The organism is Rhizobium sp. 01N447_2, assembly GCF_056399245.1.
On record NZ_JBFTQY010000078.1, the window covers coordinates 1 to 21,238 of the forward strand.

Annotated in this window: 15 protein-coding genes and 2 pseudogenes; 10 read left to right on the forward strand and 7 right to left on the reverse strand. The window is 60.2% G+C overall.

The genetic code is table 11. The annotated features are described in order from the left end of the window. Positions 1-117: 117 nt before the first annotated feature. The 5 genes from AC1ECN_RS32270 to AC1ECN_RS32290 all read left to right on the forward strand — a co-directional run bounded on the left by AC1ECN_RS32270 (position 118) and on the right by AC1ECN_RS32290 (position 4,889). Positions 118-2,499, forward strand: coding sequence for a methyl-accepting chemotaxis protein (locus AC1ECN_RS32270; RefSeq protein WP_024323856.1), 2,382 nt, complete (start codon positions 118-120; stop codon positions 2,497-2,499). Between the two features lie 184 nt (positions 2,500-2,683). Beyond that, on the forward strand, positions 2,684-3,247 hold the full coding sequence (locus AC1ECN_RS32275) for a P-loop NTPase family protein (RefSeq protein WP_024323855.1): 564 nt from the start codon (positions 2,684-2,686) through the stop codon (positions 3,245-3,247). Continuing rightward, positions 3,222-3,692: a GNAT family N-acetyltransferase gene (locus tag AC1ECN_RS32280; protein WP_024323854.1), complete on the forward strand. Its 471-nt coding sequence runs from the start codon at positions 3,222-3,224 to the stop codon at positions 3,690-3,692. The genes AC1ECN_RS32275 and AC1ECN_RS32280 overlap by 26 nt, the downstream gene beginning before the upstream one ends. 73 nt (positions 3,693-3,765) lie before the next feature. Next, entirely contained in the window at positions 3,766-4,260 is a 495-nt protein-coding gene (locus tag AC1ECN_RS32285; RefSeq protein ID WP_130661214.1) for a P-loop nucleotide/nucleoside kinase family protein, read from the forward strand. 53 nt (positions 4,261-4,313) lie between these two features. Then, positions 4,314-4,889 carry a histidine phosphatase family protein gene (locus AC1ECN_RS32290; protein WP_018070835.1) on the forward strand — a complete coding sequence of 192 codons (576 nt, stop codon included), beginning with the start codon at positions 4,314-4,316 and terminating at the stop codon, positions 4,887-4,889. Positions 4,890-4,941: 52 nt separating this feature from the next. Here the strand turns inward: AC1ECN_RS32290 and AC1ECN_RS32295 are convergent. From AC1ECN_RS32295 to AC1ECN_RS32305, 3 genes and pseudogenes are all read right to left on the reverse strand, one after another. After that, positions 4,942-5,136: pseudogene (locus AC1ECN_RS32295) on the reverse strand (cupin domain-containing protein); the annotation flags it as partial. A gap of 37 nt (positions 5,137-5,173) precedes the next feature. Then, complete coding sequence (locus AC1ECN_RS32300; protein WP_018070837.1) at positions 5,174-5,623, reverse strand: hypothetical protein; 450 nt, start codon at positions 5,621-5,623, stop codon at positions 5,174-5,176. A 127-nt stretch (positions 5,624-5,750) separates the two neighbouring features. Further along, entirely contained in the window at positions 5,751-6,437 is a 687-nt protein-coding gene (locus tag AC1ECN_RS32305; RefSeq protein WP_024323851.1) for a TetR/AcrR family transcriptional regulator, read from the reverse strand. 222 nt (positions 6,438-6,659) lie between these two features. Between AC1ECN_RS32305 and AC1ECN_RS32310 the strand changes: the two genes are divergently transcribed. From AC1ECN_RS32310 to AC1ECN_RS32325, 4 genes are all read left to right on the forward strand, one after another. Continuing rightward, entirely contained in the window at positions 6,660-7,799 is a 1,140-nt protein-coding gene (locus tag AC1ECN_RS32310; protein WP_318030194.1) for a patatin-like phospholipase family protein, read from the forward strand. 28 nt (positions 7,800-7,827) lie between these two features. Further along, entirely contained in the window at positions 7,828-8,586 is a 759-nt protein-coding gene (locus AC1ECN_RS32315) for an acetoacetate decarboxylase (RefSeq protein WP_130664313.1), read from the forward strand. Between the two features lie 26 nt (positions 8,587-8,612). Continuing rightward, positions 8,613-9,395 carry a 3-hydroxybutyrate dehydrogenase gene (locus AC1ECN_RS32320; RefSeq protein ID WP_130654987.1) on the forward strand — a complete coding sequence of 261 codons (783 nt, stop codon included), beginning with the start codon at positions 8,613-8,615 and terminating at the stop codon, positions 9,393-9,395. 138 nt (positions 9,396-9,533) lie between these two features. Continuing rightward, positions 9,534-10,427 (forward strand): DUF2092 domain-containing protein, encoded by an 894-nt coding sequence (locus tag AC1ECN_RS32325; RefSeq protein ID WP_130672236.1) that lies wholly within the window; start codon positions 9,534-9,536, stop codon positions 10,425-10,427. A gap of 1,229 nt (positions 10,428-11,656) precedes the next feature. Here AC1ECN_RS32325 and AC1ECN_RS32330 read toward each other — a convergent pair. Beyond that, positions 11,657-12,100, reverse strand: a complete 444-nt coding sequence (locus tag AC1ECN_RS32330; RefSeq protein WP_245484740.1) for a TetR-like C-terminal domain-containing protein — start codon at positions 12,098-12,100, stop codon at positions 11,657-11,659. 9 nt (positions 12,101-12,109) lie between these two features. Continuing rightward, positions 12,110-12,298: pseudogene (locus AC1ECN_RS32335) on the reverse strand (TetR/AcrR family transcriptional regulator); the annotation flags it as partial. A 726-nt stretch (positions 12,299-13,024) separates the two neighbouring features. Here AC1ECN_RS32335 and AC1ECN_RS32340 point away from each other — a divergent pair. Continuing rightward, on the forward strand, positions 13,025-13,219 hold the full coding sequence (locus tag AC1ECN_RS32340; RefSeq protein ID WP_018070855.1) for a hypothetical protein: 195 nt from the start codon (positions 13,025-13,027) through the stop codon (positions 13,217-13,219). A gap of 365 nt (positions 13,220-13,584) precedes the next feature. Here the strand turns inward: AC1ECN_RS32340 and AC1ECN_RS32345 are convergent, their stop codons facing one another. Continuing rightward, positions 13,585-13,803, reverse strand: a complete 219-nt coding sequence (locus AC1ECN_RS32345) for a hypothetical protein (protein ID WP_130672237.1) — start codon at positions 13,801-13,803, stop codon at positions 13,585-13,587. Positions 13,804-14,974: 1,171 nt separating this feature from the next. Continuing rightward, a complete protein-coding gene (locus tag AC1ECN_RS32350) occupies positions 14,975-20,533 on the reverse strand; it encodes a trifunctional serine/threonine-protein kinase/ATP-binding protein/sensor histidine kinase (RefSeq protein WP_130672239.1) in 5,559 nt (1,852 codons plus the stop codon). Positions 20,534-21,238 lie beyond the last annotated feature (705 nt).

Consider the following 21,238-nt stretch of genomic DNA (forward strand, 5'->3'; position numbering starts at 1 on the left):
GTGCAGGCACGTCTCGAAGTGCAGGCACGTCTCGAAATCAGTTCTCGGTCAGGGGGAAGCCGGGACGGAATAGATCGGTGCGCGATCGATGACCTGCCCGTTCGAGGAGGTAAGCGCATGCAGTTCAAATCGGCTACCGGACGCAACATTTTTTCCGTGGCAGCCTGCGGTGTCGTCGCGACGATCGCGGCATCGAGCGTTCTTTTTTACATCGCCTATAACGATATGCGCAAATCGAGCCTCGATCAGATGCTCCAGATCGCTGCCACCAACGCGCTTAGCGTCGAGAAATCCATGAGCGTGGCGCTCGGCATCGTCAATGCGTTGGAAACGTCGCTGTCGACGATGAAGGAAGGCGGAAATTCCAATCGTGCGACCGCCGACGACCTGCTGAAGAACATGCTGCAGGATAATTCGATGGCGCTCGGTGTTTGGACCGGTTGGGAACCGAATGCCTTCGACGGCAAGGACAAGGATTTCGTCGGCAAGGACGGCCACGACACGACCGGCCGCTACGTGCCTTACTGGGTCAGGAGTGGCGACAAGATCCAGCACACGCCGCTGGTCGATTATGGCGTGTCGGGCGCCGGAGACTACTACCAGCTTCCCTTTACCCAGAAAAAGACCGTCGTCATCGAACCCTATGTCTACGCGGTCGACGGCAAGGACGTGCTGATGACCTCGGTCGCCAAGCCGATCATGGTCGACGGCAAGGCGCTGGGCGTCGCCGGCATGGACATTTCGCTCGACGACGCCAACAAGGCGATCTCGGCAGTCCACCCGATGGAGGCCGGCTATCTCAGCCTCGTGACAGGCGCCGGCAGCATCATCAGCCATCCCTCCGCCGAGCTCGCAGGCAAGAATATCAAGGACGGCGGTGATCTCACGGCCGGCTGGGATCAGTTGATCGCCAAGCCCGGCGTCGAGCAGGAGATCGCAGGCCCGGACGGCCAGACCTATTTCTCGGTCGCCTATCCGGTAAAGCTCACGGCTGACCTGAACTGGTATGCCGTCGTTTCGGTGCCTAAATCCACCGTCTTTGCCCAACTCAACAACATGGCATGGAGCGCCGTTGCGATCACCGCCATCGCTGCCCTCCTGCTCGGTCTCGCAGGCTGGCTCATTGCCCGCAAATTCATCCGCCGCATAGAGGGCGTGATTGCCGAGACCGATCGCATCGCCCATGGCCAGCTCGACGTGCAACTGAGCGACAAGAATGCGAAGGACGAAATCGGCGACCTCTCACGTTCCCTCGCCATCCTGCTGGAAAGCAATCGCCAGAAGATCAAGCTGGAAACGGATGCGGAAAGCTCCCGGTCCCGCGAAGAGATCGAACGACAGGAACGTTCCGTCCTCCATGCCGCCCGTGAGGATTCGATCAAGTTCGCGGTCAGCGAACTCGGCAACGGACTGGCCAGCCTTTCCAATGGAGATATGACCGTCCGGCTGGAAAAGCCATTCACCGACTCCCTTGACGAAATCCGCGTCGATTTCAATGCGTCTGTCGAAAAGCTCCAGGCAGCCCTGATTTCTTTCTCCGAAAACGCTGCCGTCATTCAGGCCGGTTCGGAGGAAATCCGCTCCGGCGCCGACGATCTCGCCCGCCGCACCGAACAGCAGGCCGCTTCCGTCGAGGAGACTGCCGCAGCACTCGAGCAGATCACCACCTCGGTCAAGGACTCCACCCTTCGCGCCGAGGAGGCGGGAACGCTCGTCAGCCGCACCAAGGATGGTGCAGAAAAGTCTGGTGAGGTCGTGCGCAATGCCGTTGACGCCATGACCGGCATCGAGCAATCGTCGCAGTCGATCTCCAACATCATCGGCGTGATCGATGATATTGCCTTCCAGACCAACCTGCTGGCCCTCAATGCAGGCGTTGAGGCAGCACGTGCGGGGGAGGCCGGCAAGGGCTTTGCCGTCGTCGCACAGGAAGTGCGTGAACTCGCGCAACGTTCAGCGACGGCCGCCAAGGAGATCAAGGCGCTGATCACCTCGTCCGGCGACCAGGTCAAGCGTGGCGTCGATCTCGTCGGCCAGACCGGCAAGGCGCTGCAGGCGATCGTTGCCGAAGTCCAGCAGATCAACAGCAACGTCCAGGCAGTCGTCCAGGCCGCCCGTGAACAGTCGACGGGCCTCCTGGAGATCAACACGGCGGTCAACCAGATGGACCAGTCGACCCAGAAGAATGCCGCAATGGTCGAGGAATCGAATGCCGCCTCGCACACGCTGGTGACGGAAGTGTCTGCCCTTTCGGAGCGTCTGGCACAGTTCAATCTCGGCCAGACGGCCAACGCGGCTCCTGCCGCCCGGACGATTGCCAGGCCGTTGGCACGCCCGGTCGCGGCGACGCTTGCGGCGCGCAGGCCGGTTCCCGCCTCAGCCACCGACCATGCCAGGCCCGCTCCCTCGCCGGCGCGCGCACTCGGCGGCAAGCTCGCAGCCGCCTTCGGCACCTCAGCCGCACCGGCTTCGACCGAGGGCAACTGGGAAGAGTTCTAGGACATTTGGCGCGCGACGCTGCTGAGCGCCGCGCCACACGCGCCCTCGAAGGCGGCAAGCATTGTTTTCCTCAAGCGGCCACAGCTGCAAGGATGGCGCGCGCTCAATTTTGATTTGAAAGCATTCAATATCTCGCGCTAAGGTCACACAAACCAGCATCAGCGCAAAGTCCTCGGAGTTGCCGATGACGTTTCCCAATCCCTCAGCCGCCTTTGACCGCATGCTCATCATGGGCAATGGCGGCGCGGGTAAAACATGGCTCGCCTGTCGTATCGCTGAGCAGCTTCACCATCCGGTTGTCCACCTTGATGACATGCATTGGGAGCCGGGGCGCTACGGCATCGATCGCGACAGAGCGTTGCGGGACGAGATGGTCAAGGCGGCGGCCGAGCGCGATGCCTGGGTCATGGAGGGCGTTTACGGGCAGCTGGCGAACATGGTCCTCAACCGCACGACGACCCTGATCTGGATTGATCTGCCGGAGGAAGAATGCATCGCCAACATCAAGCTGCGAGGCATCCAGGGCGGCGAGTCCCAAACTCAGTTCGATGGCCTTTTGAAGTGGGTGGCCGAATACCGGAGTAGAATGAACAACTGGAACTCTTTCGAGACGCACGCGCGATTGTTCTCGGTCTTTTCCCGTCCGAAATTCCTGTTATCGAGCCGTGAGGCCGTCACCGATTTTACCGGCCGGTTGTCCACGAGCATCGTCGAGGCCATCGATGAACGAGCCCAGATTTCCGAATGACGAGGGCGAAGACGCCTGGATAGTCGTCCAGGTGTCTGCGGATGAACACTGGAACGCCTACCACGACATCCGCCGCGCTGTCCTTTTCGAGGCCCGCGGGTTGATTGGCTATGATGCGAGCCATCCCGATGATCGAAGGGATGGGTATTTCCCTTTGCTGCTTCTGCTTGAAAATACGCCAGTGGGTGCGGCTCGCCTCGATCTGATGGACGATGCGGCGGCGTGTGTGCGAACCGTCGCGATCAGGACGGAATGCCAGGGAAAAGGGTACGGGCGGATGCTCATGACGGGCCTCGAAAAATTCGCATCACAACACGGGGTCGAGAGATTGGTTGTGAATGCGGCGCGAGACGCCGTCGGATTCTACGGCGCGCTCGGGTGGACCGCCGTTGAGGCCGGTGGTGATAACCCGGTGCTGACTAAGGAATTGCGAACCGGGCCTTAATGGTGAAGTATTGCGCGACCGCGAGCTGATCTGACTTTCTCGTGGAGCTTCTGCAACCAACGCCGAGGTCACGATGCTCATTATCTTTGGCGGTCTGCCTGGCAGTGGAAAGACGACGATTGCCCGCGCTTTGGCCGAGCGGTTGAATGCGGTCCATGTGCGCGTCGATACCATCGARCAAGCAATCCGCGCTTCCGGAATAGCCGATGATGCCGGGCCTGCAGGCTATATCGTGGCTTACGGTATTGCCGGAGACAATCTGACCCTTGGCAGGACTGTCATTGCCGACTCCGTCAACCCACTTCGGATAACCCGGTCGGCGTGGCTTTCGGTCGCACAAGCGGCTGGGGTGATGGCGGCGGAGGTCGAGGTCATTTGCTCGGACAAAGCCGAGCACCGCAACCGTGTCGAAACGCGCCTCACTGACGTCGAAGGTCTCGTGAAGCCGACATGGCAAGAGACTTCCGAAAGAGCCTATGACGAATGGCACGATGCAATCCTCATCGATACGGCTTTGAAAACGGTGGAAGCGGCTGTTGACGAATTGATCGACCGACTGAGCGACTGAGAAGGTAATTACACCAACCTGCCGCCAATTAACGACGAATCGGTATCGGAATCATGGAATCTCGGATCGTTCTCGTTCGTCACAGTATCCCTTCCATTGAAGGGGATACGCCGTCCATCGACTGGAGCCTTAGTGTGGCTGGTAAGGCAGCCGCGATCGAGTTGGCAAAATACCTCTCCGGCTTCCGCGTAAAGGAAATATTCAGCAGTCCTGAAATGAAAGCGCATCAAACCGCTGCCTTGATTGCTGATCGTCTGGCTCTGCCCGTTTGCCTTGATTCCGACTTGCGGGAACACGGCCGATCCAAGGTGGGATATCTTGCGCGAACTGATTTTGAAGCAGGCATCACCAGACTGCTAGAGCATCCTCACCAGCTCACATTTGGCGACGAAAGCGCGGATGCGGTTTTCAACAGAATGGACCAAGCCGTGGCCCGAGCGAGAAGGGCCCAACCGAGTGGCGACTTAATGATCGTAACACATGGCACTGCCATGTCGATCTACGCTGCTCGGGTTCTCAGGGTCGATCCGCTGGCGTTCTGGCGAAGTCTTTCCATGCCGACTGCCGTTGTGCTGAACGGGAACGAAATGAAGGTTATCGATGTACCGGACACTCCGGCGGGCCGATGACCGATTAGGCAACCTCCCAAACATAGCTTCCGTCCGCGGTGCTTGCGCTCCGCTAGGCCGCGAGAATGGTGATCCCGTAGGCATTGGCAGCTGCCGTCATGCGGGCGATGGTGTCCACCGAAGGGCTGGCCTTCGGTGGCTCGGTCGTGCCTTCCGCTGCGATGAACTCGGCCATGTCCCGATCGACTACCGCGGAAAAGACCACGAGGACGGTTCCGCGGTTGGAATAGCCGTCCAGCATGAAGGGGGATGGCGGCCGCTTTGCTGGTGATTTCCCTAAAATCCTACCGTCGGGTAGACAGGCGCCCTGTCGCCAATTCTGCCCGGCAAGCCTCACCAAAATCGAGGAGAAAGTTCATCGCGCCGGAACGGGCAAGATCCCGGATTTCGGAGAGCGAGCGATTGGGCGTCAAATAGGTTTCGACGATCCTTACCATCGCCAGCTCGGCTGCATCCACGACCGGACGGGATGAAATCAGACGCATCTGGGCGACCAGTGCATAAAGCAGCACGAGGTCGGAAACATCGTCCTTCTGGTGGCTTATTGCGTCACCGTAAAGCCGCGTGGCTTCAGCGATGAAATCCGAAAACAGCTTTTCGCGTTTGGCAGCCTCGGCCTCGCGTTGTTTTTCCTTCACCTGTGATCGATGCGTCATCCAGGTGGTGGCAAACGAGGTCAGGCTGCCAATCGCGATGCCGGCGAGCCCCATCAGAGCAGAAATGTATGCGTCCATGAGGTTCTCCTCTCGGAACGAGCCGGCGCGCGACACGTAAGTAACAGGGCGGATCGCCGACCAGCCCCAATGCCCAGGCGTGCTGGTCAAAAATTCAAAGGTTTACCAGCGCGAGGCTTGGGAGGTTCTACTCGGCAGGCGGAGGCCCCACCCACACGCCGACTGGTATTTCCGGGATACAATTCGACAATCCGTCGAGCATGCCTTGCAACACGCCCTCGCTCAGCTCTTCAATCTTGCCGCTGGGGCCGACGAGGCTGTCTACCAGCAGCAAGGTCAGTCCATGCATTTGCGACCAGAATATTAGAATGGCACCATCGATCATACGCGTGTTTGCCGCGGTGTTGGGAATGAGGCGCCCAAGAGCGCCGTCGCATATCGCCTCTACCACAACGGCTTTCATGCTGTAGGCCGCAGTTCTTTCGATCGCAGGGCGCCCATTGTCCTGGCCACCAAGGTAGCCGCCGAACATCAATCTGTAGAGCGCTGGATTGTTGACGCCGCCGCAAACGTAAGCGCGCGCTATAGCTGCCAGCCGCTCGCGCGGACTGTCGAGTTCCTTCGTCGCATCGGCCATCCGCTTCGCAAGGAGCTCAAATCCGACTGCCGAGACGGCGGCCAGCAATTCGCGCTTGTCGGCGAAGTGTTTGTAGGGGGCGTTGTGACTGACGCCCGCTCGTCGGGCGAGCTCCCGCAGCGAAAATTCCGTGCTCTGGGATTCGCTGAGGACATCGAGTGCGGCCTCTACGATCGCCCTGTGCAGGTCGCCATGATGATACGGGCGCTGCTCTGTGGTGGAAATATCTTTGGTCATATTCGTCCATTAGGTTTTTAAGTTGCTCGTGTCAACATTTTTGACTGCGCGATGTTGACATTGTCTACTCTAATCTTTAAGTGGGCGTTGTCAACATCTGGCGCGCCCGTTCCGTCTGCTATTTCGGCGCAATACGAGCACGCGATCGGCGCCTACGGACGCTACAATAAAAAAGGTACATTGATGGCCGCTCAACATCCCGTCAAAAACAAGAGGCACCGCATGGCGGAGCGTCCGCCATTCGAGCGTATCGCGCTGTTGTTGCAAGGCGGAGGGGCGCTCGGTTCATATCAGGCCGGCGTCTATCAAGCACTGGCCGAAGCCGGTCTGCATCCTGACTGGGTCGCCGGCATCTCCATCGGTGCCATCAACAGCGCTCTGATCGCCGGCAATCCGCCCGAAAGACGAGTGGAGGCGCTCAGGAGCTTCTGGGAGACGGTAACCGCCCCGGCTCACGGGTTTCCCACTCTGTTTTCGGCGATGCTAGGGGCGATGGGGCTCCAGGGTGATTTCGCGCGTGGCCTGCTCAATCAGGCACATGCCTTCGCCACCCTTATGGACGGCGCCGCAGGCTTCTTCACGCCACGTCCGGCGCCACCTTTCTTTTCATCCGCCGGCAGCATCGAGGCGGAAAGCTTCTACGACGTCGCACCGCTGAAGGCGACGCTGGAACGGCTGGTGGACTTTGACCGCATCAATACAGGGGCCATGCGTTTCAGCGTCGGCGCCGTCAACGTGCGCACCGGCAACTTCGAGTATTTCGACACTACGACCCACAATATCCGCCCCGAACATATCATGGCGAGCGGCTCCCTGCCGCCTGGCTTCCCGGCGACGAGGATCGACGGCGAGTGTTACTGGGACGGCGGCCTTATCTCGAACACGCCGCTGCAATGGGTCCTCGATAACGCGCCGCGCCAGGACACGCTGGCCTTTCAGGTTGACCTCTGGAGCGCGAATGGCGAGTTCCCGCGTGACCTGCTCGGAATCGAACTACGGCAGAAGGATATCCGCTTCTCGAGCCGCACGCGCGCGGCGACCGACCATTTCAGGACGCAGCAGCGGCTGCGCCGCGCACTCGGCCATCTCGTGGAGCTCGTCCCGCAGGACGCCCTGCTGCAAGCCGATCCGGAGATCAAGCTTCTCGTCGATCAGGCCGACGAGAAGGTCTACAACATCGTCCAGCTCATATATCGCGCCAAGAAATACGAAGCGAGCTCCAAGGATTACGAGTTCTCCCGGCTGACGATGGAGGAGCACTGGGCCTCCGGCTACAACGACGCCCTTCAAACATTGCGCCACCCCGAGGTGCTGCAGCGGCCCGGCACGCCGGACGGCGTCGCCATTTTCGACTTCGATTGAGATTTCACCCAAAGAGAAGAGCACGACCATGAAGATCGCCGCAGTCCGCGAAAATGCCTTCGCGATGCCGCTCAACAATCCGGCCTATCCGAGGCCACCCTACAAGTTCTACAACCGCGAATTTGTCGTCATCCACTACCGGACCGATCCGGAGACCCTTCGCGCCGTCGTGCCGGAGCCGCTGGAAGTGATCGGCGACACCGTCGCCTATGAATTCATCCGCATGCCGGATTCAACTGGCTTCGGCGACTATACGGAAACCGGGCAGGTCATTCCGGTGCGCTTCACGACGCCATCGGGCAAGGTGCAGGAAGGCAGCTACGTGCATGCCATGTACCTTGACGACAACTCTCCGATCGCCGGCGGGCGTGAGATCTGGGGCTTTCCGAAGAAGCTGGCAACGCCGAAACTGTCGCACGAGCAGGAGACGCTCGTCGGAACGCTGCACTATGGCTCGGTTCTCTGCGTGAGGGCGACCATGGGCTACAAGCATCGCGAGCTCCCGCTGGAGCCGCTGGCAAAGGCGATGGCGAAGCCCGCCTTCGTGCTGAAGGTCATCCCGGACGTCGACGGTTCGCCCCGGATTTGCGAACTTGTGCGCTACTATCTCGAGGATGTGACGCTGAAGGGCGCATGGGCCGGGCCTGCAGCCCTGCAATTGTTCGAACATGTGACGTGCGACGTCGCGCGTTTGCCCATGCGCGAGGTCACGTCGGCCAGCCACTACATCGCCGACCTGACCCTCGGCCTCGGCGAGGTCGTGTTCGACTACCTTCAAAACGACTGATCTCCCCTAACTGAAAGGAACCATCCATGTCTCGATTTGATGGAAGAGTGGCGATTGTCACCGGAGCCGCGAGCGGCATCGGCAAGGAAATCGCGCTTCGCTTCGCAGCCGAAGGCGGCATTCCCGTGATCGCCGACCTCAATCTTGACGCCGCGAACGCAACGGCCGCCGAGATCAAGAGCAAGGGCGGCGATGCCTTCGCCGTGGCGATGAACGTCGCCGACGAGGAGCAGGTGGAAAAGGCCGTTGGCGAGGTGGTCGCCAGGTTCGGCAAAATCGACGTGCTGGTCAGCAATGCCGGTATCCAGATCGTCAAGCCGCTGGTCGACTTTCCCTTTGCGGACTGGAGAAAGCTGCTTTCGATCCATCTCGACGGCGCCTTTCTGACCACTCGCGCCTGCCTCAAGCACATGTATGCCGCCAATTATGGCCGGGTAATCTACATGGGTTCCGTGCACTCCAAGGAAGCCTCGAAGCTGAAGGGCCCCTATGTCACGGCCAAGCACGGACTGATCGGACTGGCCAAGGTACTGGCAAAGGAGGGAGCCGAGCACAACGTCACGGCCAACGTGGTCTGTCCCGGCTTCGTGCGCACGCCGCTCGTCGACAAACAGATCCCCGAGCAGGCGCGGGAGCTCGGCATCAGCGAGGAGCAGGTGGTCAAGACGGTGATGCTCAAGGACACGGTCGACGGCGAGTTTACCAGCACCGATGATGTGGCCGATGCTGTTCTCTATTTCGCGGCGGCGAGGTCCAATGCCGTGACCGGTCAGTCGCTGGTCGTGAGCCACGGCTGGTTCATGCAGTAGGATCGATTACGGACAGACGGACGACGCCCTTTGCGGCGCCGTGCGACAGAAACGCTCCAGCACCCGGACCAACTCTACCTCGCGACGAGCCACAGTCGGCTCGCGCTATCTCGTTCTTGAGTATCAAAGGAAATGAACATGGAAGTCTGTAATGGTTTGCGCCGGGCCTTCTTGAAGGCCCGGCGACCGTCTGTCGCCACCAGTCCGTCTGTTGACCGCGCAAGCGTGCGTCGCGTGACCGCGACACTGCGGAATGCGCTCCAGACTACCGCGCTCGGCATGATCGTAGGACTCGCCGCGCTGCCGACAGCCCGAGCGGATGAGCCGACACCGCCGGTAAAAAAAGCGGTCAGCGACGAGGCCGCGACCGCCGTTGCGCAGATGGGAAAGACGCTGCACGCCAGGGACCTGTCGGTCACGGCAAGAACGATCAGTGTCTATCTGGACGAATTCGGACAACCGCTTCACATCTTCCATACGATCAAAATCGCCGCCCGCCGGCCCGATCGGATCGCCGTCGAGTTTATCGGCGATGACGGCAGACACGATCTCTTCTACGACGGTAAGGCGGCCTCGGTCTTCCTTCCCGACAGAAAGAAATACATGACGATCCCCGCGTCGGGCGACATACCGTCCGCGCTCGACGAGATCGCAGACAAGCTGGACCTCGATTTTCCGCTCGGCGTCCTTTTTGCGGGCTCTCCGGACGAAGTGCTGCTGGGCGATGCCATGGCGGCCGAGCAGGTGGGCATGGCTACTATCGACGGGGTCGAGTGCCGGCATCTGCTTTTCTCACAGAAGTCCGGTATCGATGTGGAATTGTGGCTGGAGAAGAATGACGCGGCGACGCCGCATCGCTTGGTCGTCACCTACCCGTTGCTGCAGGGCCAACCAAGCTTCGTTGCCGAATTCACCAGCTGGAAGACCCAGCCCCCTCTGTCCGACTCCGAATTCACCTTTGAACCTCCTGCGGATGTGAAAAAGATTGAGCCGACTGCGGCCGCCGCGCCGGAAACGGAAAGGGCCAAGTGATGACCTATCTGAAGCGCACCTGCTTTGCTTTTCTCGCCTTGACGGCCATTACATCGGACGCGGCCTTCGGTCAGTTTGCACCGCCGCCCGGCGGCCCACCGCCCCTGCCGTCTGGAGGCCCACCACATCTGCCGTCGGGAGGGCCGGGAGGGCTGCCACGTCCACAGATGGGCGGCATACAGCGTCCGCCGATGGCCCATGGCCGCCCGCCGATGCACGTGCAGAACCGTCCACCGGTGAACCCTCGTACTCGTCTGCCAAATGTCGGTGGCGCCAAGGGGCGATTGGCGGCAGGGCCTGGCCGCGGACGGGGCAACCTGTCCGGAAATATCCGCAACACGCTGAACTCAGGCGGTAACTTGAATGGGAACCGCGCCTTGATGAACTCCGGGGGCAACATCGCCGCAAAGGACTCGGGCAACCTCACCGTCAACAACTCTGGCGATCTCAAGGTGTCTGGCAACGGCAACGGATACTTTGGCCGTGGTTATTATGGTCGTGGGGACCACGGCGTTGGAGACTATGGTCACGGAGGGTATGGCCGTGGAGACTATGGCGGTGGAGACTATGGGCGTGGATACTATCGCCGCGAAGCCTACGTCCTGGGCGGGTATGCGGCAGGCGTCGTCACCGGTGCTGCGGCAGCCTCGAGCACGGGCGGAACGACGTATTCTTCCTATGGATACCAGTCTGGCTCCGCTACGGGCTCCTCTGGCACGGCGTCCTCGAGTTCGTCCCACGGCAGCGCGGGCTCTGCTAACGGGGCATCGTCGGGTTCGTCTCACGCTGGTTCTTCTGGTTCGTCTGACGCCAGGTCTTCAGGCTCTTCTGGCGAGGTATATGCGAGCTCTTCGGATCAGAGCCGCTCCGGCCCGTCCGTTGGCGGCGGGACGAACCAAAGCGGCGGCAATAGCAGCTCCCCGTCTGTGAATCCTCTGATTGCCGGCCTGTTTGAGAGCCTGCCGCCAGAGGGTACGGCATGGACATCGGAAGAAGCGGTCGGTTGGCTTCAGGCCGCAGCCGCCAATCTACGGATCGTCTATAAGATCCAGGGAAATATCTTGGTGACGGGTGAAGTTCCATCGTCGAATTACGATCGCGTGCCTGGCGGGAATTAGGTTCCGCTCGGCACCGGAAGGAGGTTCAGGCCGGACGTCGCACGACGCATCCGGCCTTGCCACGCATCGAAGACTGCCAAGCTCCCCTCCGCTCTGACGTACTTCGCCAGATCAGTACCTGCGTCCCGAACGCTGCACGAGTCCGCTCATCACGAGGTCGATGTGCGCCTCAACAATTGCCTTGCCGTCGATCGGTTTTCGACCCGCAAACATGAGACGCCAGACGGCAACGTGAAAAATCGAACTCGCGAGTACGTCCGGCGCATGGGCCGCCGCGTCTTGCCGAAACTCTCCCGATTTCACGCCTTGCTCGACGAGGGCCGTGAGGGCAGCAAGCGTCGGCGCAATGAACTTGCCATGATAGAAATCGACCGCTTCGGGAAAGCGAGTGCCTTCGGCGAGGGACAAGCGCAGAAGTTCTCTCGTCTTTCGGTCGTTGGCCGTGCTTTCATAGGAGATCAGCAGCAGGCCTCGCATCCGGTCGGCGCAGGATCCACGAAGGCTGCCGATGGCGGTCGACAGGTCCGCGGATGACGTCGAGGCCTGGCGAAACATTTCCTGGAAAAGAACTTCCTTGGTCGGGAAATAGAGGTAGACCGTTCCCTTTGTTATCCCCAGTCGGGTTGCGACGTCTTCGACACGCGTTGCCGCATAACCTTTCGCCGCAAATTCCTCGAACGCGGCCTCCAGTATTTCATCAGGACGCCTTGCCTTCCGCTCCGCCCTTGATGTTTTCTTTTCGACTCGTTTCATCACATCCCATTGGATTCTTTGAGAATATCCGGTGACACACCTTTAGTGGGTGTGCGATCCACAGTGGCAGCAGAGACCTGGTCGTGCGTGCTCATCTTGCAACGATGTTGCGTGTGTCAACATATTTGGCCTAGATATGTTGACAACGCCCACTTTACGCATGCAAAGTGGGCGTTGTCAACATCGGACGATGGCCTGTTACACGCAGCAAATTGAAGCTGGCGATTCGCGGCGTCGTAGCGTTCGTCCCTCGGGAGCTCTTCGGATTCGTCTCTCGCAAGATCTTCAGGCTTGTCCTGGGGGGTATAGCCGAAGTCCGAACGTGCAAGACTCTTGACTGGCGGAAGGCAGCTTCGAATTGGTCATCCGGACACCTACGAGCGGAACTAGGTGCAAGCCGCGGCACCACGTGCCGCTCGCCATCAATGGGGACGATGCGAGCTTTTGGAAGGCTATACGAATAGATAGCATGCCTGATTCCAACGCATCTCTTCATTGGCGGGTACAAAAATGCTCTACTGTGAGCGCCTTCTTAAAGGCAACGAGCCGCCTAACTCTTTGTGGTGCAACGGTTCCTTTACCACCCGCTGAATGGGAGCCCTCTTTCTCTGTCGAGCTGCCGCCTAGCGTCATGAGCCTCGCAGATGTCCAAGAGCCACCGGGCAGTCATGTCTTGTAGACCGCTCACAATTGACGAAAGTCATTACCACACGGAGGCCGTTCACGATGGCAGCGCCGAGATATACCCGTTGTAAGAACCTCAATATTTACTGGACTGTGGTCGATAAAGTCATCGGACAGCCGGCCATCATCGATGGGTTTGTCATGGACATGCTCACCGCCGAGGAGGCCGATAATTTGGTCGATCTACTAAATCGTGGCAACCAAGAGAGCCTCTGGTGTTTTGCAGAACGATGTTAGAAGCAATGGTCGATGACCGGCGTGCTCGTACGGCCCTCAGACAGACTGAAAACCTTGAGCTCGACATCCTTTCGACTAGGGCGTTCATCGGATGCTGGAAACTGAATTCGGTGTGGAGAATGCAGCCGACGTTCGGATGATCATCAAAATTGACGCTGGCGTGAACGAGCACGGCAAACCCAGGATTCCCGACCCCCCGCCTGAGGACCCCATCTGCGTCCGAAAGCCGTAACTTGTTCGCTTTCGGTTGCGGTGGCATTTACTATCCAATTCCGGATAATCCCTCGTCGGTTCAATTCCTTTAGAACTTTGCGAAGCCTGCCATTTCATTTGGCCGTCGGGCTATGCATCGATATGCTTGGACCTCAATTCCCTCGGCCAAGAATATTGAGGGCGTCGTGCAATCTAAGGGCAGCCAGCGCCTTCGTTGCCTCGTCGGCCGGCCATCCGGCTTCCATTGCCGCCGACAGCAGGGTGGCGTCGGTGTGAAGCTCAAGTCTCTCGTAGAGGGGCTCAAGCGCTTCTCGGGCGGTAACAACGTGTTCGTCTGGAGGCGTGATAGGAGCCGGAGATACCGTCGGCATTCTGCGTCCCTTCCTAACGGTTTTAGAACCTGAAAATCGGCCATGGTTCCAACGTCTGGTGAATGGCTGCCGACGCCGGTGCCAACATGACCAGCCTGGGGAGCCAGCACTCATGAGCAAAAGGTAAAACAAGCCGCGTAGCTCCGCCATCATACTTGTGTATGCTCAAGTTATACGGAGGCAGCACCAGGCGGGCTGCTAGGGAGCTATGCTCGGCTCGGCCGCTCGTTTCGAGAGTGAAGCGTCCACACATTTCTCACCGAGGGCATCTCATCGGGAAGGAGCGGGTGGTGGTCTGATTTCTGGCAGCAGGCCTCGACGAGCGACTCCTAAACCCCTGTATAAGGCATCCCCTCCTCTTCGCTACCCGATCCTTCCTCAAGATCAATAGCCGGTCGAGCGGCGTCCTGTTACGGTCAGGGCACTTTATTCCGCGCGGCAATGTCATCAAGCTCGCGAAGGAGTTCATCACGCCTCGTGATGCCTGCATCAAGAACAGACTTGAGGCCGGTTCGCCAACGATAGGTGGCCGGCGAGCCGATGGGGCCGGACCGTTTGCCTCTTCGCTCCTCCGCGTTCTTTCTAAGGATTGACACCATGACACATGACCTCCACCGCATCCAAATCGAGCTGGTCCCATTGACGCTTTTTCCCAGCGCATATGGGGACGCCGGGCCTTGGGCTCCGGGCTCTCCGCTCCACACGCCGCCAGATATTTCATCACTGCCGACGACAGACTTGGAGGCTCATTTGATGATGTTTGCCGTCATGCCGCGCGAAACGATCGAGTGTCCCTGGGGGCAAGCTATGCACGCCTGGAGATCTGTCTTTACCCTATACGTTACTGGAACCCAGTTCGGTCTTTTTTGCTACTCCGCCGGGCTTGTCCGTCTCCTGGATGACCTCGGGAGTCTTACCCCTTCAGTGATTTCCGCGACCATGCATTAAGCCAGAGCCGCGTCTTGGGTCCAGAATTGAGGATCATCGAGCTTGGTGCCCGGCACCTTCTAGCTGGTTCAGACATGTGGATGCTCCCCACCGCCCCATCGGCCCGGTCGCGGCGTCGTGAAGATGAATCCAGCTCCGGCCRCACATTGTTCGTCTCGTGATGGAGACCAGAGGCCCTGCCTAAGGCCTTGAGACTGCGCGAGACCTACTTGCTGCGAGTGCTTCAGCCGGGTGTTGGTCCTACGCAGTTTCCCAACACCGCCATTTCGTCGGCTGGCTTTGCGCCGATCGTTTCATCTCGTTGGAGAGGCAGGCTGAACAGAAACAGTGCCCCACGAGGGTCATTGGCGGCGGCCCACATTTGGCCCCCGTGAGCCTCGATGATTGAACGGCAGATCGCCAGGCCCATACCCATGCCGCTGGATTTGGTCGTGTAGAATGCCTCAAAAAGACGGTCCATGGTCTGCGGGTCCATGCCTGGACCCGAGTCGCGTACCCCGACGACCACGCCTCCTGAGGCCGCTATCTCGGTGCTGATCAGCAACTCGCGCTCTTCCCCATCGATGCCGCTCATCGCCTCGATGGCGTTCATGATCAGATTTAGGACCACCTGTTGCACCTGGATGCGATCTCCTTCCACGGACGGGAGACTCGTCGCGAATTCGGTCTGCAGCGTGACGCCTTGCCGGAGCACTTCACTGCCGGTCAAGGCAATCACGTGACGAATGGCTTCATTGAGGTCGAACTGCCCCTTGCGAGGGGGCTCCTTCTTGACCAAGGCACGGATCCGGCCAATGACATCGCCGGCCCGATTGGCGTTATCCACGATCCGGCCGAGCGCCTGAGCCACTTCCTCCAGATTCGGCGGATGGCTGCCGAGCCAGCGCAAAGCCGCCTGGGCGTTGGTGAGCGACGCGGCGAGCGGTTGATTGACTTCATGGGCGATGGATGCAGTGAGCTGCCCCATTGTGGCGACGCGGTTTGCGTGGGCCAGTTGCCCCAGCGCCTCGCGCAGGGCTCCCTCGCTCTCCCTTAACGCCTCTTCGGCCTGCCGGCGCTCCGTCAAATCGAGGACGAATGAGACACCTTCGTTCCTGCTTTCTTCTAATAGGGCACCGCCGATCAGCACGGGCAGACGGCTGCCATCTTTCCGAAAGTACTCCTTCTCGAACGGTTGGACTGCCCCGATCAACTTCAGCTCCCCGATGGCCCGTGCGTCGCGGTCGCGCCATTCGGCCGGCGTCAGTTCCGTCCAACATAGCCGACCAGAGGCAAGATCCTCTCGGTCGTATCCCACCATGCGGAGGAACGCGTCGTTGGCCTCAAGAATGCGACCTTCGATGTCCCAGATGACGATTCCGATGATGTTGGCCTTGACCAGGCGACGGATCCTGGCTTCGCGTTCAGCGAGATCGCGGTACAACCGGGTATTCTCCAGTGAGATCGCCGCCTGAGAGGCGAGCAGCTTCAGCACCGCGATCCTGGCCGGCGCAAAGACCCGAGGGGCGAGGTTGTTTTCAAGATAGAGTACCCCGGCCAGTTGGCCCTGATTGAGCAACGGCACACAGAGAATAGAACGAGTACGGTGCTGACAAATGTAGGGGTCCGCGGAAAATGGGTTCTGAGCTATGGCGTCGTCGAGAACCACGCTTTCGCTTGTGCGCAAGACATAATGAAGGAGCGATTGCGGCAGGGCGGTCCCTGTCGCGATCTCGTCACACATCTGCACCACGACCGTTTCGCCGCCCGTCGTGGCTTCTGCCGTGATCCGCGACTCACCGCCACGCGACAGGATCAACAAGCCGCGCTCGGCGCCCGCCTGCTCAACGGCGGTGCGCAACACGGTGTCGATCAGCTTTTGAAGCACAATCTCGCCCGACACCGCTTGCGAGATTTTGATAACGGTTGCGAGATCGAGTTGTTCGACCGGTGCACCAATGGTGCTTGTCGGAGAGGGAACGCGCTCTTCCCCTCTCAGGTCAGGATAGAGTTGGTCAAGTTGCCGCACCTTACCGTCGGCGCCCCAGCGCCGATAGCAGCCACGCGCATTGCGGAGATAGAGACGTGCGAAATCCTCGAAGCCTCCCTGCGCGTAAAAGCGGGCGGCAAGTTCATATGCGAGGGCTTCATGATGAACGAAGCCGTTTGCGCGCGCCGAGCGGATCGCTTGTTCGTAAAGACGCACCGCGTCGATTTCGCGGCCTTCGAGGCGTGCTATTTCGGCGCCGACCAGCGCGGCTCGGTTCTCGAAGTTCTCCGGGCAATTCTTCGCATAGATCTGAAGCTGTCGGTGGTGGGCAACCAGAGCCTCCGTATGCTGCGCCCGCGGCTCAGCCACAGCATAGTCGCAGCATGCGGCGCGGGCCAACGCACCGTAGAAATGATGCTCCGGCGTTTCTTCGAAATGCGACACCGATGTCCATGGCAGCCTCTGCGCCCGCAATGACGCATCGACGGCCGCCTCATAGTCGCCGGCAAAGAACCGCGCCTGCAGTTTTCTGACAAAGTAGCAGGTTTCCGCAAGATTCGGATTTTCGGAAAACCGACGTTCGATCTCAAGTTCGTCAAATCCGTCGTCGTCAAAGGAGCCGAATTTCCGGGTCAACCCGCGCAGCGTCCGGACGAGTCCGAGTTGCGCACTGGCGAGATCTATCACGAACTGGAACCGCACCTCCTGCGCAAACGTGAGGCCAATCTCCGCTTGGCGCTGCACTTCCATAAGCGGATCTCCCGCGGCCAGCAGGTTCGAGTTCAAACTGACATGGCTGTATCCGGCAAACGTGAGGTCGCCGCACTGGTTGGCAATTTCAAGCGCTCGCCGCAAGATGTCGCGGCCGGTTCGGACATGTCTCGTCCACGGTATGACGTGAGCCCCGAAGTCTTTGTAAGTCCTGGCCTGAAAGCGCTTCAGGTCGTGCTTTTCGACCAGATGGCAGCCTAGCTGACCAAACCGGAATCCGGCCTCATAGTCGCCGAAGCGCGGTCCGGCAATATAGCCAAGCGACACATAATGGTAGCAGGAGCCGTCGCTGTTGCCTCGCTCGAGGCTCAGGTTCACAGCCAGGCAGATTGCCATGCAAGCCAGATTCGCATCCGTATGCCATACCGCCCCAACGAGCCGGGTGAGAATATCCAGCGTCGAGGCGGATGCTGGGTCGCGCATCAACGGCAGATCAATGAGTTCCTCGATCGCGCGGCTGCCGAGCTGCGACCATATTCGGCCGTATTCTCTTTGAACCTCCTCGTCGGCCGGATGCGGCGCCCAGTCGATGCCGAGATGTTGCCTCACATGGTCGAGACCGACCGCGGCCGACCGGCCGGTCTGACCGAGCGCAGCATAGAGATCGATGCGCAGGCAGGCGACAGCAGCCTGATCGTCGGAGCAGACAGCACGATTGGAAAGCTGAGCTAATCGCTCCTCCGCGTCCGGCAGCGCGCCAAGGTGGAACTCGCATTCGGCTCGGTTCAGCTCAAGCGCGAAGGTCAGTTGGCGCTGGCGCTCCCAGGCGTCTTCCGGCAGCAGCGTCGTGCCTGCAACAAAATAGTTGAGTGCCGAGGCGTATGCCGTCGACGCCGCTGCGCGCTTGCCGGCCAGCAGATTGAACTCGGCCAGTTGCTCGCGCTCCTTAGTTGAGGTGATCAGTGCGGCTCCCCGATTGAGCTGGCTGACAATCTCGAAAACATAATCGTCAATCAGCTCCGGCGCGGTGTTTGCCGCAAGCAACCTCCCAATGCGGAGGTGCAACTCGCCGCGTCGCTCCTCCGGGATTAGCGAATAGGCGGCTTCCTGAACGCGATCGTGGACGAACCGATATGCGCCTGCCAACCCCTCGAGCAGTTCATGAGCGACGGCGGGCCATAAGGCGCCGGCGACTTCTTCCTCCGGTATCCCGAGGACGAGCGAAAGCGTCGCAATATCTGCTATGTTTCCAAGACAGGCGAACTGCTGCAGCGCCTCCCGCGTTTCGGGCGGCTGGCGCTCGAGCTTGCCGACCATGAGGTGCACGACGTTGTCGGTGTATCCCTTGGCGTGAATGCGCCCGAGATCCCAGGACCAGCATGCCGCGTCATGATCGAAGGCGAGCATTCCCTCTTCGGCGAGCGAAAATAGGAACTGACGGACGAAGAACGGATTGCCGCCGGTCTTGTCGAGCATCATTTGTGCGAGCGGGGCTGCACGATCGGTCTGACAGTGGAGCGCATCTGCAATCAACTGCCGGAGATCGTCTTTGGTAAGCGGCGCAAGGGTGATCTCCGCTACCTTGCCGCCGGCGGTTTTGATCGCGTCGAGCTTCCGCATCAGCGGATGGGCGGCGGTGACTTCGTTGTCGCGATAGGCACCAACCAGCATCAGGTGTTGCAGATCCGGCCGGGTCAAGAGATCTTCAAGCAGATCGAGCGTCGCCGCGTCGAGCCACTGGAGATCGTCGAGGAACAGCGCCAGCGGATGCTCCGGCTGGGCGAAGACACCGATGAACCGCCGGAATACCAGCTCGAAACGCCGTTGCGCCTCCTGTGGCGGAAGTTCGGGGACCGGCGGCTGGTCGCCGATGATGAGCTTCAGATCGGGGACGAGGTCGACCATCAGCCGTCCGTTCGGTCCCAGCGTCTCCCTCAGCGTCTCGCGCCAGAGTGCCAAATCGGCGTCGCTCTTCGCGAGAAGCTCCCGGACAAGGCTCTGAAACGCCTGCGCAAGGGTCGCATATGGAATATCGCGCTTATACTGATCGAACTTGCCGGACGCAAAAAGGCCGCGCGGCGGCGCCAGAGCTTTGTGAAGTTCATTGACCACCGCCGACTTGCCGATGCCGGAATAGCCAGAGACCAACACCAACTCCGGCGCGCCGCTCGACACCACGCGGTCCCAGGCAGTGAGCAAGATCTCGACCTCGTGCTCTCGCCCGTAAAGCTTCTCGGGAATCAGCAGGCGGTCCGGGATGTCGCGTTCGCCGAGCGGGAATGCGTCAATCCGGTGCTGCATTTCCCATTGGCTGAGACAGTGGGTCAGATCGTGCTCGACGCCGCCTGCCGTCTGGTATCGTTCCTCGGCCGTCTTGGCGAGCAGCTTCATGACGATGGCCGAGACTGCCGGTGAAACATCCGCCACCCGCTCGTTGGGCGGCGTCGGCTGCCGTGCAATGTGGCAATGCACCCATTCCATCGGGTCGGAGGCGGAGAACGGCAGGCTGCCGGTCAGCATTTCGTAGAGTGTCACGCCGAGCGCATAAAGGTCGCTGCGGGAATCGATCGAGCGGTTCATGCGCCCGGTCTGTTCGGGGGCCATATAGGCGAGCGTTCCGGCGACCACTTCGGGCGGCTCGTGAGTCTGCCGCTCGCGGGAGAGGCGCGAGGCGATCCCGAAGCTTGTTAGCCGCACCTCGGCGCCCGTGCCCGTTACCAGGATATTGGCCGGTTTGATGTCCTTGTGGACGAGACCGCGCTGGTGGGCCCCACGGAGCGCAGCGGCGATGCCGATCCCGAGGCGCAGGAAAAGCTCCGTTTCCATAGCCGTTCCGAGCCGCCCGGCGAGCGGCTCGCCGCCCGGATCTTCAAGCACCAGCATGGTCCGGCCGCCTTCGCGCACCAACTCAAGCGGTCGCACTGCCCATGCGCTATCGAGCTCATCCTTCAATGCATATTCATGGTCGAGGCGGCCGAGGCTCGAAGGCGTCGGGTATTCGAGCGTCGAAAGCACGACCAGTACCGGGTTCCACTTGCCGTCGGCACCCCGGCGCCGTTCCCGATGGAGCACGCGCTCACCGTCCTCCCAAAAAACCTCCAAACTCCCATCTCCACCAACACCGAAGAAAGAGGATGTGCCTGCTTGCCGACTTCGTCATCTCGCCTGTCGCATTTGGCACTGCCACTTTCGTTTCGGGAATCCGTCCGTCAAATTGGCCAAAGTGAGCACATGACGAACCGCGACCACTTCCCCACTTTCTTACCACATCTCGCCTGTTCGTCCCAACAACGAGCGGCCATCACCCACCCGTTCGATACGTGGTCCACCGCTACGAAAGACCGCCCAACGGCTGCTGGGCGGTCAGGCGGATCGTGGACCCGCAGAGCTTCGGATGGAGGGAGCGCCGAAGCGTGGTGGTAGCAACGGGGGGATTCGCGACCTGCCTGTCCCGAGGCAACGAGTAGAGGCTAGCGATGGAAGGGACGACGGGAAATTATACTGTGGTATCGTCTTGCGATACTTTGGAATACCGGCACCGACACCCATCAGCGAATTCCGCTCAGCGATTGACATGTCGGCGACGTCATCCGTGGCCCGACAACGACTGGGCCGACAGTCTCTCTCCTTGTCTAACCCAGCAGGCCGGCAGGTGGTACAGCCGCGGTGTCGCCGAAGATAAAAGGCGAGCACAACATCGGCGTGCTTCGTGCCTGTCGTACCGTCAGGTGCGATTCGTTGTCGGTGTTGAAGTCGAAAGTGTCTGCCGGCTCTGAGTCCAAAAAGGAGCCTCCCGCGGGGGTAGGG